This window comes from Methylobacterium sp. J-118, assembly GCF_057836565.1.
The window spans coordinates 2,171,186-2,184,071 of the sequence record NZ_JBYQFA010000001.1 but is presented as its reverse complement, the minus strand read 5'-3'; the positions used below and the strand labels follow the sequence as shown (position 1 = coordinate 2,184,071).

The following is a 12,886-nucleotide window of genomic DNA, read 5'->3' as shown; positions in this document are numbered from 1 at the left end:
GCCGCGATGATGCCCGCCGAGACCGCGCTCGGCCTGGACCAGCTCCGCGGCCTGCACCTGCCCGGGGGCGCCGCCGGCGCCGTGCAGGGCGAGATCCTCGCGGCCGCCCTCCTGGGCTTCCTGGCCGCCCTGCTGGTCGGGCTCGCGCGCGCCCTGCGCGGCCGGTCCCGGGCCGGCCTCCGCCGGGCGGCGCTGGCCGAACTCGCCCGCAGCCGCGGCCTCGATCCGGAGGCGCGGCTCGTGGCCCAGGCCCGGCTGCTGCGCCGCCTCGACCGGACGCTGGGCGGCGATTCCGGGCCCCGGACCGCGGGCGCGGAGTGGGGCCGGCGCCTCGACGCCCTCTTCCGGACCGACTTCTTCACCCGGGGGGCGGGCCGCGTCCTCGCCGACGGGCTGTACCGCCGCCAGGCTCCGGATCTCGACGCCCTGGACGCCGAACTCGGCCGCCTGATCGGACGGGTGCGGAGCGGGGCGCGCTCGTGAGCGGTCTGGTGAGCGACCTCCTGCCCGCCTGGCTCAGCGCGCTCCTGTCGGCCTTCGACCTCGCCGCACCCTGGGCGCTGCTGGCCCTGCCCCTGCCGCTGCTCGCCGGCCGCCTGATCCCGGCCGAGCCGGAGGGCGGCAGCGGTGCCCTCCGGGTTCCCGGGACCCTGGTCGGCGCGGGCCGGGCCGGCGCCGACCGCGCGGCCCGCGGGCGCCGCCGGACCGCCCTCGCCTGGACGCTCTGGCTCGCCCTGGTGGTCGCCCTCGCCGGGCCCCGTCTGGTCATGCCGGCCGCCGCGCTCCCCGCCTCCGGCCGCGAGATCATGATCGCCATGGACCTGTCGGGCTCCATGGAGCGGCGCGACTTCGCCCTCGACGGCGAGACCGTGACCCGGCTCGCCGCGGTCAAGCGCGTCGGCGCCGACTTCATCCGGCGCCGGGCCGGGGACCGGATCGGCCTCGTGATCTTCGCCGACCAGGCCTATGTGGCGGCGGCGCCGAGCTTCGACACCGCCGCGGTCGCCAGGGCGCTGGACGAGGCGACGATCGGCATCAGCGGCCGCTCCACCGGCATCGGCGACGGCCTCGGGCTGGCCCTGCGCCGCCTGGACCCCCGGGATGCCGGGGCCGAGGCCGAACCCGGCGCCGCGAAACCCGCGAAGGCCGTGATCCTGCTCTCGGACGGCGCCAACAATGCCGGCCAGACCGCCCCCAAGGACGTGGCGGAGCTCGCCAAGGACCTGGGCATCCGGATCTACACCATCGCGCTCGGCCCCCGGGACATGGCCGACGCCGACGGCGAGCAGGACGTGGTCGACACCGAGACCCTGCGCGACATGGCGCAGACGAGCGGCGGCGAGGCGTTCCGGGTGCGCACCACCGCGGATCTGGTCCGGGTCGCCGAGGCCATCGACCGGCTGGAGGGCGGCCGCGCCCTGGCGCCGCCCCTGCCGCTGCGCCGGGACCTCTGGCCCTGGCCGGGCGCCCTGGCGCTGCTGGCCGCCGCCGCGTTGCTCGCCAGCCGGAGGGGGGCGTGATGGGTGCGGTGTCTAAGGTCTCGGCCACAACGCGTCGCTGGATGGATAAGGGCGGCGATCCAAGCCACGATCGAAGCCGCGCGCCCCTCCCTCCCCCCTCTGCGGGGGAGGGGGGCCCAAGGGGCGCCCCCTGCGTCAGCGGGGGTCGGGAGAGGGGAGCGCGGCGTCCGAAAAGGGCTGAGCCGACGGGCCGGCCAACGCCTTATCCTGCACCGTCGCGCCCCTCTCCCCCCCTGCTTCGCAGGATACCCTCCCCCGCAGGGGGGGGAGGGAGAGCGTGCGCCCTCTCCGGTTCAGCCCGATGAGCGCCCTCGACGCCGTCGCCCTCCTGCGCCCCTGGTGGTTCCTGGCGATCCCGGTCATCGCCCTCCTGGCCCTGCGCGCCGCGTGGCGCTCGGCCCCCCTCGGCGACTGGGCCCGGGCGGTGGATCCGGCGCTGATGGCCCATCTCGCCCGGGCCGGCGCGGTGCTCGGCGGACGGCGGCAGGCGAATCTCGCCGCCGCCCTGGCGGCCGGGCTGATCGCCCTGGCGCTGACCGGCCCCGCCGTGGAGCGGGCGGACGGGCGGACGTTCCGCAATCTCGACGAGACGGTGATCGTCCTCGACCTCTCCCGCTCGGTCACCGAGGGGGGCAACCTCCAGGGGGTCCGCCAGGCCGCCGCCGCCGTGGCCGAGGCCGCCGGCACCCGGGCCGTGGCGCTGGTGGTCTACGCCGGCGACGCCTATCTGGCCGCCTCCCCCACCACCGACCGCGACAGCCTCGGCACCACCCTGTTCGCCCTCGACGCCGACACGGTGCCCGACCGCGGCTCCCATCCCGAGCGGGGCCTGGCGCTCGCCCGCCGCACCCTGGCGGAGGCGGACGTGGTCGCCGCCGACGTGGTGCTGATCAGCGACGGCGACGGCGTCGGCGAGGCCGCGACCCGGGAGGCCGGGGCGATCGCCCGGCAGGGCTGGCGCCTGCAGGCCCTGTTCGTCCCCGCCGAAAGGCCGCTCCCGCCCGGCGCGCCGAGGCCCGACCGGGCCGCCCTCGACGCCCTGGCCCGGGCCGGGGGCGGCACCGCCGCCGACATCGCGGCCCCCGGGCCGGTGCTCGACGCGGTCGGCGCCGGGCTCAGTCAGCACCTCGCGGCGGGGGGCTACGGGGTGCTGGCCTACGCGGATCTCGGGCGCTGGCTGCTGCTGCTGGCGGCCCTGCCGGCCCTGGTCCTGTTCCGCAGGAGCGCGTGATGCGGCTGAGCCTGCCGGATACGGGTCTCGCCGCGCCGCTCCGGGCCGGCCTGCCGCCGCGCTGGCGGCGCCGCGCCCGGCTCGCCGGCCTCGCGCTGGCGGGCGCGGGCCTGCTGGCGCTGCTCGCGGTCTCGCAGCCCCGCACCGGGTTCGGGCGGCTGCTGATGGGCCTCGGCCTGCCGGGTCTGGCCGCCGACGTCTTCGCCGATCCGGCCTGGCGCGCCGCCGCCCTCTACGAGGCCGGCCACTACGACGCGGCGATCGCCCTGTTCCGCGCCGGCGGCCGCCGGGCGAGCTACAATCTCGGCAACGCCCTGGCGCGCGCCGGCGACCTCCCCGGCGCGCTCGCGGCCTACGACGAGGCCCTGCGCTTCGACCCCCGGGACGCCGACGCCCAGGCCAACCGCTCGCTGATCGCCCGGATGCAGGCCGAGGTGATCGACCGCGGCCCCGGCGGCGGCATCGCCAACGGCACCGCTCAGTATGGCGCCCGCTACAACAACACCGCCAACCAAGACCAGACCGACGAGATCAACGCCGCCTCCAGTGGCGAGGGTCTGGCCGGCAACAAGGAATCCAACGCCAGCGCGTCGCTGCCCGGCAACAGCAAGGTCGCCCGCCGGGGCAGGGCCGAGCAGCAGTCGATCGACGCCGGCAAGGGCCAGGCCCGGGGCTCGGCCGGCGACGCCGCGGGCCGCGGGCGCACGGGCGGCGGCGCCGCCATGGTGGCCGAGGCCCCCGAGCGCGAGGTCCGCCGGGTGACCAAGAGCTTCGAGGCCCACGAGATCCGCCCGGACCGGCTCTGGCTCCAGACCCTGCCGGACGATCCGGGCCGCTATCTCAAGCTGCGCCTGCGCGCCGAGCAGACCCGCCGGATCGAGGCCGGCACCGCGATTCCCGCCGGGAGCAACCCGTGGTGATGCTCTTGAGTCCTCCGCGATGCGCGATTGCCCGCCCCCCTCTGCGGGGGCGGGCGGCCCCCGGAGGCGGTCGGGGGAGGGGAGCCCGGCCTCCGGAGCGGGCTGAGCCCGTCATGGCGGGCGCGACCATGCTTGAAGCGGCGCTCCCCTCTCCCCCCCTGCTCCGCGGGGTACCCGCCCCCGCAGCGGGGGGAGGGCGGGGGCGCATCCGGGCCGCCCTTGTTGTCATCCTCCTCGCCCCCCTGCTCACCCCTCTCCCCGCCCGGGCCGAGATCGAGCCCGGCGACCTCACCCTGACGGTGACGGCGGACTTCAACGGCCACAGCGCCCCCTTCGCCCGCGAGATGGTGCTGCTGAAGATCCACGGGGTCTACAAGCAGCCGATCCTGCTGGAGGAGGTGGTCCAGCCCTCGCTGGCAAACTTTTCCTGGACGCAGCTCGGCCGCGACCATTGGAGCAAGGCCAAGCTCCCGGACGGCCAGAGCGCCATCGCGTTCGACCGCACCGTGGCGGTCTTCCCGCACCATGCCGGGCCGTTCACCATCGAGCCGTTCACCCACAAGCTGACGGTCAACGATGTCGGCGAGCGCCGGGCCGTCGAGGTGCGCTCAGCCCCGATCCCCTTCCCCGTCGAACCATGGACCGCCGCCACCGGCGGCCCCGACGCCAAGGAGCCCTGGTGGCTGCCCGCCCGGGACGTCACCATCACGGATTCCTGGAGCCCGGACCCCGAGACCATCAAGGTCGGCGAGACCGCCCGGCGGATCGTCACCCTGGAGGCGCAGGGCATGGTCGCCGAGGGCCTGCCGCCCCGGCCGGTGATGCGCACCCGCGGCATCATCACCTTCGCGGGCCCGGTCACCCGCGAGACCCTGCTGACGCCCTCCGGTCCCGTGGCCCGGGCCACCTACCAGTGGGACGTGAAGCCCGGCGTGCCGGAGATCATCCCCCTCGACGCCATCGCGATCCCGTGGTTCGACACCGGCACCCGCACGATGCGCGAGGCCGAGATCCCGGCCCGGCAGATCGGCGGCGGCCTGCCCGACCGGGAGACCGACCGGGCGCCCCCGCCGGTCCCCGCGCCGCTCGCGGCCGCCGCCGCGGCGCTCGCCGCCTTCGGGCTCGGGCTGGCCCTGATCGGCTTCGGCCTCGGGCGGCCGCGCCTGCGCCTCTCCGGCCCGGCCCGGCGCGCCCTGCGCGCGGCGGCCCGGACGGGCGATCCGGCCCGGTTCCACACGGCCCTGGAGGCGGCGCTGCGGGAGGCGCCGGATCTGGCCCGGATCTGGCGGTCCCGGCCAGCGCTCGTCGACGCCTTCGCGGCCCTCGACCGGTCGGTGTTCGGGCCCCCGGGCGCGGCCGGGCCGGACCTGCCGGGGCTCGCCCGCGCCCTGTCGCGCCCCGAACCGGTCGCCGCCGCGCCCGGGCCGGACCGTCTGGCACCCCTCGACGGCCCGGCCCGCTGACCCGCGGCGGGGGATGATCGTCGCCTTGTGAAGGAACGGCCCGCGCGGCCGCGGCTTGGGCTGCCGGCACCGATCGCCACCGGAGACGTCATCCATGCCCGCGACCCTGACCCGAACCGCCCTCGCCGCGCCGCTCGTCGCCGCCCTTCTCCTGCCGGCGACGCTCCCGGCCGCCGCGCGCTCCGCCAGCACCGAGCGCACGCTGAAGATGGTCGACACCGACAAGGACGGCACCATCGATCTGGCCGAGGCCCAGGCCGCCGCCGGCAAGACCTTCGACGCCGCCGAGACGGACAAGGACGGCACCGTCGACGCCAAGGAGCTGAAGGGCCGGATCAGCAAGAAGGACTTGAAGGCCGCCGACGCCGATTCCGACGGCACCCTCGACCGCAAGGAATACCTCGCCCTGGTGGAGAGCCGCTTCAAGGCGGCCGATCCCGACGGCGACGGCAAGCTCGACGCCAAGGAGCTCAAGACCCCGGCCGGCCGGAGCCTGCTGCAGCTCCTGAAGTAACGGCGGATCCCGGTCCGTCGCCGTTGCACAGTCGATAAGCAAGTATTATTCCTGTGCAACGGCTCAAGATCTGAGCAGGCATCAATATGTTGCACGATCTTGCAGCATTCGAATCGGTCTCGTAGGCTCCTCCCACCGAGCGACACAGCATCGGATCAACATCCAGGGAGGAGCGCGATGGCCCGCGCGAACGACGTCAAGGACAGGTTCCGCACCCGGCTTCAGGAGGCCGATGCCCGGAGCAACGACTTCCGCAGGAAGCTCCTGGCGGAGGGCGCCCGGGCTCTGGAGCCGGTCGTCGGCGTCCTGAACCTCATGGCCGAGGTGCTCAACGAGGCGGACAACGTCCACGGCAGCATCACCGGCCTCGAAGCCAGGATCGATCAGGACAACTTCATCAGCCTCTGCGCGCAGCTGCGCGGGACCGAGGCGGAGCAGAAGATCAAGATCACCTACGGGCCGGAACTCGGCGGCAGCAACTTCATCGCGGTCTCGGGCCTCAACCAGCGCTACAACGAGCGCCTGGTCCCCGGGGCGGCGCGCGGCGCCAGCGGCCGGACGGTGGGCAGCGACATCCAGCTCGACGAGAACCGGGGCGGCGAGCTGGCCGAGGTGGTCCGCGAGGTCGTCGAGGATTTCTACGCCGCCCAGATCGAGCAGCGCAGCCACTTCGCCTCCGCCCGCTGACCCGCCCGGGGCGTTCGAAAACCCGATTCCCCCACGCGCCGTCCTGCGCTAAGCTTGTCCCCGATGGGGATGGAGCTCCCCGACAACCGCCCGGCATCGTGACCGCCATGCCGGGCTGATGGCTCCTACCGAACGGGCGCGCCTTTCGCCGTCCGCGGTGGGGCCCTGCGCCGAAGCCGCAACGCGGGGAGGCCGCCCGACCGAACAGGAAGGGCAGGCATGATCAACACCCTCATCGTCATCCTCGGGGCCGGGCTCGGGGGGGGCGCCCGGCACGGCGTCAACGTCGCGGTGTCGCGGCTGCTGCCGGGCCTCGGCTTTCCCCTGGCCACCCTGATCATCAACGTGCTGGGCTCGTTCCTGATGGGCGTGCTCGCCGAAGGTTTCGCCCTGCGCGGCGCGGCGGGCCACCCGGCCCGGCTGTTCCTGACCACCGGGGTGCTCGGGGGCTTCACCACCTTCTCGACCTTCTCGCTCGACGCGATCAGCCTGTACGAGCGGGGCGAGACGGGCCTGGCCGCCCTCTACGTGCTGGGCTCGGTCGCGGCCGGGCTCGTGGGCCTGCTGGCGGGCCTCGCCCTGGTGCGGGCGGTCCTGAGCGGAAGCTGAACGTCACGGTTTCGGAAGGTCTTCGACCGTTCGCGGGTCAAGGGCAGAGCCCTGGTGTCGGACGAGGCCCGCGTCTCAGGGGCTCCGCCCCTGAACCCCGCCAAAGGGCTCGCCCTTTGGGAACCCCGTTTCAATCCGCGATGAACTTCAGGCGGTGGTCGCGGTAGAGGTCGACGATCGCGGCCGCGGTCTCCTCAATGGAGCGGCGGGTCACGTCGATGGTCGGCCAGCGGTTCTTGGTGAACAGCCGCCGCGAGGCCGTGATCTCGTCGGCCACCGCCGAGCGGTCGACATACATCGAGGATTCGTCGGCGTTCAGGCTCGACAGCCGGTTCTGGCGGATCTGCACGATCCGCTCGGGCGAGGCGAACAGGCCGACCACCAGGGGTTTTCGGGCGCGCTCGATCGCCGGCGGCAGCGGCATGCCCGGCACCAGGGGCAGGTTGGTGGTCTTGAGGCCGCGATTGGCGAGGTAGATCGAGGTCGGCGTCTTCGAGGTCCGGCTGACCCCGAGCAGGATCACGTCGGCATCCTCCAGGTCCTCCGGCAGGTTGCCGTCGTCGTGGGCCAGCGTGAAGTTCATCGCGTCGATGCGCTTGAAGTACTCGGCGTTGAGCATGTGCTGGGCGCCCGGCCGGGCGGTCGTCTCGGCGCCGAGATAGGCGCGCAGCAGGTCGTGGACCGGCCGCAGCACCGACAGGCAGGGGGAGCCGGTCTCCCGGGCGACCTCCTCCAGCCGCTCGCCGAGGTCACCGCCCACCAGGGTGTAGAGCACGAGGCCCGGCGCCGCCCGGATCTCGGAGATCACCCGGTCGAGCTGCGCCGCCGAGCGCACCAGCGGGTAGACGTGCTCGATCGCCGAGACGCCCTCGTACTGGGCGGCCGCCGCCCGGCCGACATTGATCAGCGTCTCGCCGGTGGAGTCGGAGACGAGGTGAAGGTGGAAGTAGCTGCGGCCCATCCCGTCGCCTTCGTCTCGCCGGGCGTTATCCACCGCCGGCCGCCAGGGGAGTCGATCAGTGTGGATAGGATGCGGCTTCGGGCAGGTCCAGGGCGCGGAGGCCCCGTCTTATCGACTCCGCCGTTCACAGCTACGCCATCGGGACGCGCGGAATCCGGGCGCTTGGGAGAATCCGGGACGCACGAGGGGTGCGTACCGGACTCGGCGTTCGCAAGCCGCTGTCGGACTTGGCCGTTCTCGCAACATGGAGCGAATCCTTTAAAGCCTCGTTAACGGCGCGGCGTCGGGGACGGCCTGTGGACCCGCTTGCGACCCCGAACTTCGCCCCCCCAAGAGAAAAAACAGAGTCCTAGACTCTCTCTTTTCTTTTCGAAGGGGCCTGTGTGGGGATCGGCGCGTCGCGACTCGACAGGAGCCGCGCCGACGGGCATGCGGAAGGGGCTAAGCGGGGTGGGAGCGCAGATGACGACGGGGACACCGCCGGTGAAACGCACGATGCTGCGTGTCCTCGAAGGGGAGGCGATCGGGCCGCCGCCCGCCTGGATGATGCGCCAGGCCGGCCGCTACCTGCCGGAATACCGGGCGACCCGGGCCGAGGCCGGCTCGTTCCTCGACCTCTGCTACAGCCCGGACTTCGCCGTCGAGGTGACGCTCCAGCCGATCCGCCGGTTCGGCTTCGACGCCGCGATCCTGTTCTCGGACATCCTCGTCGTGCCCCACGCGCTCGGCCAGGACGTGCGCTTCGTGGAGGGCGAGGGACCCCGCCTCGACCCGCTCGACGGCCGGGATGCGTTTTCGCGCCTGCGCGAGGCCGGCGACCCGGCGGTCATGACGCACCTCGCCCCGGTCTTCGAGGCGGTGACGCGGCTGCGCGCCGAACTGCCGGACGCGACGACGCTGCTCGGCTTCTGCGGCGCCCCCTGGACGGTGGCGAGCTACATGATCGGCGGCCGCGGCACCCCCGACCTCGCCCCGGCCCGGGCGCTCGCCGAGGGCGACACGGCGCTGGTCGACACCCTGATCGACCGCCTCGTCACCGTGCAGACCGACTACCTCGTGCGTCAGCTCGCGGCCGGCGCCGACGCCGTGCAGATCTTCGAATCCCATGCCGGCACCCTGCCGGCGGCGGTACCGCCCTCGGCCGGCCTCGTGGAGCCGGTGGGCGACGTGGCCGAGAGTGCTTTGCCCGACGGGGCGGCCATGGACGCGCTGACCCGCTGGTCCCTGCGCCCGATCGCCCGGATGATCGCGGGGGTCCGCGAACGGGTGCCCCACGCGAAGATCATCGTGTTCGCCCGCGGCTCGGGGCTCGACGGCCATGCCCGGGTCGTGCCCGAGACCGGCGCCGACGCGGTCGGGGTCGATTGGGGGGTGGACCTCAAGGCCCTGCGCGCCCGGGTCCCGGCCGCGACGGTCACGCAGGGCAACCTGCATCCGGAAACGCTGATCGCGGGCGGCGCGGCCCTCGACGCGGCGGTGGACGGGGTGCTGGCGGCGACCACGGGCCTGCCGCACATCTTCAACCTCGGCCACGGCATCACACCGCAGACGCCGGTCGCCCATGTCGAGCGCATGCTCGCGCGGCTGCGTGGGTAGGCCCGTGCTCTACGACTGGATCAAGGCCGGGCACGTCGTCAGCCTGATCGCCTGGATGGCCGGCATGCTCTACCTGCCCCGGCTGTTCGTCTACCACGCGGGCCTGGAGCCGGGCTCGGGGGCGCAGGCCGCCACCTTCAAGGTGATGGAGCGCCGCCTGCTCAAGGCGATCATGACCCCCGCCATGATCGCCACCTGGGCGTTCGGTCTGACGCTCGCCTGGATGAGCGGGTTCTACGCGAGCCCCTGGCTGCAGGCGAAATTCGTGCTGGTGCTGGCGATGTCGGGCATCCACGGCTGGCTCGCCCGGATGGTCAAGGATTTCGCCGCCGACCGGAACACCCGCGCGCCCCGGTTCTACCGGGTGCTCAACGAGGTGCCGACGCTGCTGATGATCGGCATCGTCATCCTGGCGATCGTCAAGCCGGGCCTCTGATCCCGGGATCCTGTGATCCCGGACGATTCGACCGGGCCGCCATGCCGGGCGGAGCCTTTCGCCCGCCGGCTCGTTCTCCGGCCATGTCCAAGTCGTTCCCCGCCGCCCTGGTCCTGGCAACCCTGGTCCTGGCCGCCCTGGCGTTCGGCCCCTCCGCCCACGCGGCGAGCTTCCCCTGCGAGAAGGCCGAGGCCCCCGACGAGACGGCGATCTGCGCGCATCTCGCCCTCAACGACAGGGATGTCGAGATGGCGACCCGGTTCGAGATCCTGAAGGCGGTGCTGCCGATGGGCGGCCAGACCAAGCTCCGCGACGACCAGGAGGCCTGGCTGCAGGAACGCCGGACCTGCGGCGCCGACGTCGCCTGCCTGCGCGCCGCCTACGACACCCGCCTCACCGTGCTGCGCGGGGTTCTGGGGGAGTTCGCCAAGCAGGGACCGCAGTAGGTACCCGAACGGGATCTCTGGCGGGCGCTGCGAAGGCCGGACGCTACCCTGCGATTCGGGATCCTAAACCGCGAAAGGAGGCCGGAGCCTCCTGACGGCGTGGGGCGGGGCCTGCCGGAACCCCGCATCGCGCTCCCGTCATCCGCGAGGGACGACCGCGCTACGGCAGGCAGACTTTCACCGTGTCACCCACCCGAGACATAGACACCGCAGCCCGGAAGTTTTCCAGCTTTCCGGCATCGGGGCGCCCCCTCACAGCCGGGCCAGCAGCCGCTCCGCCAGCGGGTTCTCCGCCGCGAAGGCGTAGTCGACCCGCCGCACCGTCACGGCCCGCGCCCCGGCCTGGACCAGGGCGTCGGCCAGCTCGAACACCGCGCCCTCCGGGCAGCGCAGGACGATCTCGCCCTCCGGTCCAACCGGGGCGCCGTAGGGCAGTTCGGCCTCGTGCAGCCCCGCGAGGGTGGCGAGGTCGATCGCGCCGCTCTCCGGCAGGGCGGCGCGGACCTCGCGGGTGGTGCGGGCGCGCTCCTCGGCGGCGATCCGGCCGAGCACCGTGCGCAACGCCGCCCGCTGGCCCGCGCCCCACGGGGCCTTCAGCGAGGCCACCAAGTTGGCCTCGGAGCGCAGGATGATCCCGTCCTCCAGCACCTTCAGGGCGTTGGCGGAGAGCGTCGCCCCCGTGGTGGTGATGTCGACCACGATCTCGGCCGAGCCCGCGGCGGGCGCGCCCTCGGTGGCGCCGAGGCTCTCGACGATCCGGTAATCGGCGACGCCCTTCTCGGCGAAGAACCGGCGGGTCAGGTTCACGTATTTGGTGGCCACCCGCAGGCGCCGGCCATGGCGGGCGCGCATCCCGGCCGCGACCTCGTCGAGGTCGGACATGTCCCGGACGTCGATCCAGGCCTGGGGCACCGCCACCACCACGGTGGCGTTGCCGAAGCCCAGCGGCGTCAGCAGCTCCACCTGGCCGCGCACGTCCGGCAGGGTCTCGCGGATCAGGTCCTCGCCGGTGATGCCGAGATGGGCCGCGCCGGAGGCGAGCTGCGCGGCGATCTCCGAGGCCGAGAGGTAACGCACCTCGACGTCGGAGACGCCGACGAGCCGGCCCCGGTAATCGCGGGCGCCCGCTCCTTGAGCGAGCTTCAGCCCGGCCCGGCCGAAGAACGCGCTGGCGTTCTCCTGCAGGCGGCCCTTGGACGGGACGGCGAGGATCAGCATGGTCTCGGAAGCGCTCATCGTCCGGCTCCCGCCACGCGCTCAATCCAGAAGGTGCAGCCCACCGCGGGCAGCGGGACCGGGCTGCCGAGATGGCCGAGCAGGCCGTCGTAGCGGCCGCCGCCGACCAGGATCGGACCGTCGCCCTCGATCACCTCGAAGATGAAGCCGGTGTAGTAGTCGAGGTTGCGGGCGAAGCCGCCCTGGAAGCGGAACCGCTCGATCGGCAGGCCGCGGGCCGCGATGAAGCCGATGCGCTCCTCGAAGAGGTCGAGGGCGGCCGCGAGGGCGTCGTGGCGGACCTGCGCGTCGGCGACGAGCGCCCGCAGGTCGCGGGCCGCCGCGTCCGGATGGCCGGTGATCCCCCGATAGCGGTCGAGCACGGCGCGGTTCTCGGCGTTGAGCCCGGCCCCGCCATGGGCTTGGGCCGCCGCCTTGGCGAGGAAGCGCTCGGCGATCTCCCCGGCGCTGCGGCCGCCCACCGCCGAGATCCCGGCGATGGCCAGCACGTCCTCCACGAAGGCGCGCACGCCCCGCGGGTCCTGGCCCTGGATCGCGGCCAGCAGGCCGGCATGGGGATCCTCGGGGCGCGCCCCCGCGCCGTTGGTTACGGCATCGAGGGACCGCCCGGCGGCGAGCGCCCGGAGCGTCCGCCTTTTGGCCGCCGGCGGGACCGCGAGGCCGTCGAGGAGCGCCACGGTCAGGCCCATGTCGCCGAGCCGCACGGCCGGATCGGAGCGGCCGAACAGGGCCAGCCCCTCGAGCGCGAGGCCCAGCACCTCGGCATCCGCGGCCGGCGTATCGGTGCGCCCGATCGACTCGATCCCGGCCTGGAAGAACTCGTCGGGCTCGTCGGCGGCCAGCCGGAAGACCGGGCCGCAATAGCTGTAATCGGCCGCCTGCCCGTCGGCCTGCGCCCGGTGCAGGCGGCAGACGGGAATGGTGAATTCCGGCCGCAGGCACAGCTCGGCCCCGCCCGCGTCCTGGGTCACGAAGATCCGGCGGCGGATATCCTCGCCCGACAGTTCCAGGAACGGCTCCAGCGGCTGCAGCACCGGCGGCGTCACCGGCCGGTAGCCCGCCGCCGCCAGGTGGGCGGAGAGCCGCGTGCGCGCCGCGTCCCCCGCCCCCGTCTCACCTGCCTCCGGTCGTGTCATCGTATCCACCTCGCGGGCGCTCTGTAGCAACCGCGCCCGGGCTTGGCGACAGCGGGCGCGGGCGTACCGGCCCGATGCGCCCCGCAGGATCGCGCGCGGCGCGGTCCGAGGCGCGATAACCTTTACGGACC

General features: G+C 73.9%; 14 protein-coding genes and 1 riboswitch. Of the genes, 11 read left to right on the top strand and 3 right to left on the bottom strand.

Annotated elements, in window-relative coordinates; genetic code table 11:
- Positions 1-6: 6 nt before the first annotated feature.
- From AC3IF3_RS10520 to crcB, 8 genes are all read left to right on the top strand, one after another.
- Complete coding sequence (locus AC3IF3_RS10520; RefSeq protein WP_489228658.1) at positions 7-483, top strand: DUF4381 family protein; 477 nt, start codon at positions 7-9, stop codon at positions 481-483.
- A 20-nt stretch (positions 484-503) separates the two neighbouring features.
- Positions 504-1,520 (top strand): VWA domain-containing protein, encoded by a 1,017-nt coding sequence (locus tag AC3IF3_RS10515; protein WP_489231274.1) that lies wholly within the window; start codon positions 504-506, stop codon positions 1,518-1,520.
- A 301-nt stretch (positions 1,521-1,821) separates the two neighbouring features.
- On the top strand, positions 1,822-2,751 hold the full coding sequence (locus AC3IF3_RS10510) for a VWA domain-containing protein (protein WP_243973008.1): 930 nt from the start codon (positions 1,822-1,824) through the stop codon (positions 2,749-2,751).
- Complete coding sequence (locus tag AC3IF3_RS10505) at positions 2,751-3,671, top strand: tetratricopeptide repeat protein (protein ID WP_489228656.1); 921 nt, start codon at positions 2,751-2,753, stop codon at positions 3,669-3,671. Before AC3IF3_RS10510 ends, AC3IF3_RS10505 begins: the two co-directional genes overlap by 1 nt.
- Positions 3,672-3,799: 128 nt before the next feature.
- Positions 3,800-5,134, top strand: coding sequence for a hypothetical protein (locus AC3IF3_RS10500; protein ID WP_489231273.1), 1,335 nt, complete (start codon positions 3,800-3,802; stop codon positions 5,132-5,134).
- Positions 5,135-5,228: 94 nt separating this feature from the next.
- Positions 5,229-5,648: a lanmodulin LanM gene (lanM, locus tag AC3IF3_RS10495; RefSeq protein ID WP_489228654.1), complete on the top strand. Its 420-nt coding sequence runs from the start codon at positions 5,229-5,231 to the stop codon at positions 5,646-5,648.
- Between the two features lie 177 nt (positions 5,649-5,825).
- Complete coding sequence (locus tag AC3IF3_RS10490; protein WP_489215749.1) at positions 5,826-6,335, top strand: hypothetical protein; 510 nt, start codon at positions 5,826-5,828, stop codon at positions 6,333-6,335.
- 56 nt (positions 6,336-6,391) lie between these two features.
- A riboswitch (Fluoride riboswitch) is annotated at positions 6,392-6,470 on the top strand.
- Positions 6,471-6,554: 84 nt separating this feature from the next.
- On the top strand, positions 6,555-6,944 hold the full coding sequence (crcB, locus tag AC3IF3_RS10485; protein WP_243973022.1) for a fluoride efflux transporter CrcB: 390 nt from the start codon (positions 6,555-6,557) through the stop codon (positions 6,942-6,944).
- A 130-nt stretch (positions 6,945-7,074) separates the two neighbouring features.
- Here the strand turns inward: crcB and AC3IF3_RS10480 are convergent, their stop codons facing one another.
- The gene (locus AC3IF3_RS10480; RefSeq protein ID WP_243973028.1) at positions 7,075-7,905 is read right to left on the bottom strand and encodes a pyruvate, water dikinase regulatory protein; all 831 of its coding nucleotides are present in this window, start codon (positions 7,903-7,905) and stop codon (positions 7,075-7,077) included.
- A gap of 462 nt (positions 7,906-8,367) precedes the next feature.
- Between AC3IF3_RS10480 and AC3IF3_RS10475 the strand changes: the two genes are divergently transcribed.
- The 3 genes from AC3IF3_RS10475 (at position 8,368) to AC3IF3_RS10465 (ending at position 10,383) form a co-directional block, all read left to right on the top strand.
- Complete coding sequence (locus AC3IF3_RS10475; RefSeq protein WP_489228652.1) at positions 8,368-9,501, top strand: uroporphyrinogen decarboxylase; 1,134 nt, start codon at positions 8,368-8,370, stop codon at positions 9,499-9,501.
- A 4-nt stretch (positions 9,502-9,505) separates the two neighbouring features.
- Positions 9,506-9,937 (top strand): protoporphyrinogen oxidase HemJ, encoded by a 432-nt coding sequence (gene hemJ, locus AC3IF3_RS10470; RefSeq protein WP_243973030.1) that lies wholly within the window; start codon positions 9,506-9,508, stop codon positions 9,935-9,937.
- A gap of 83 nt (positions 9,938-10,020) precedes the next feature.
- Positions 10,021-10,383 carry a lysozyme inhibitor LprI family protein gene (locus AC3IF3_RS10465; protein ID WP_489228650.1) on the top strand — a complete coding sequence of 121 codons (363 nt, stop codon included), beginning with the start codon at positions 10,021-10,023 and terminating at the stop codon, positions 10,381-10,383.
- A 252-nt stretch (positions 10,384-10,635) separates the two neighbouring features.
- Here AC3IF3_RS10465 and hisG read toward each other — a convergent pair whose 3' ends face one another.
- The gene (gene hisG / locus AC3IF3_RS10460) at positions 10,636-11,619 is read right to left on the bottom strand and encodes an ATP phosphoribosyltransferase (RefSeq protein ID WP_489228648.1); all 984 of its coding nucleotides are present in this window, start codon (positions 11,617-11,619) and stop codon (positions 10,636-10,638) included.
- The gene (locus AC3IF3_RS10455) at positions 11,616-12,755 is read right to left on the bottom strand and encodes an ATP phosphoribosyltransferase regulatory subunit (protein ID WP_489228647.1); all 1,140 of its coding nucleotides are present in this window, start codon (positions 12,753-12,755) and stop codon (positions 11,616-11,618) included. Before AC3IF3_RS10455 ends, hisG begins: the two co-directional genes overlap by 4 nt.
- Positions 12,756-12,886 lie beyond the last annotated feature (131 nt).

Bases quoted from the DNA above. Each gene is read 5' to 3' on its own strand.
- AC3IF3_RS10465 (WP_489228650.1), top strand. From the start codon at position 10,021: ATGTCCAAGTCGTTCCCCGCCGCCCTGGTCCTGGCAACCCTGGTCCTG.
- AC3IF3_RS10510 (WP_243973008.1), top strand. From the start codon at position 1,822: ATGAGCGCCCTCGACGCCGTCGCCCTCCTGCGCCCCTGGTGGTTCCTG.
- crcB (WP_243973022.1), top strand. From the start codon at position 6,555: ATGATCAACACCCTCATCGTCATCCTCGGGGCCGGGCTCGGGGGGGGC.
- hisG (WP_489228648.1), bottom strand. From the start codon at position 11,619: ATGAGCGCTTCCGAGACCATGCTGATCCTCGCCGTCCCGTCCAAGGGC.
- AC3IF3_RS10500 (WP_489231273.1), top strand. From the start codon at position 3,800: ATGCTTGAAGCGGCGCTCCCCTCTCCCCCCCTGCTCCGCGGGGTACCC.
- AC3IF3_RS10490 (WP_489215749.1), top strand. From the start codon at position 5,826: ATGGCCCGCGCGAACGACGTCAAGGACAGGTTCCGCACCCGGCTTCAG.
- AC3IF3_RS10475 (WP_489228652.1), top strand. From the start codon at position 8,368: ATGACGACGGGGACACCGCCGGTGAAACGCACGATGCTGCGTGTCCTC.
- lanM (WP_489228654.1), top strand. From the start codon at position 5,229: ATGCCCGCGACCCTGACCCGAACCGCCCTCGCCGCGCCGCTCGTCGCC.
- AC3IF3_RS10520 (WP_489228658.1), top strand. From the start codon at position 7: ATGATGCCCGCCGAGACCGCGCTCGGCCTGGACCAGCTCCGCGGCCTG.
- AC3IF3_RS10455 (WP_489228647.1), bottom strand. From the start codon at position 12,755: ATGACACGACCGGAGGCAGGTGAGACGGGGGCGGGGGACGCGGCGCGC.
- AC3IF3_RS10480 (WP_243973028.1), bottom strand. From the start codon at position 7,905: ATGGGCCGCAGCTACTTCCACCTTCACCTCGTCTCCGACTCCACCGGC.
- AC3IF3_RS10505 (WP_489228656.1), top strand. From the start codon at position 2,751: ATGCGGCTGAGCCTGCCGGATACGGGTCTCGCCGCGCCGCTCCGGGCC.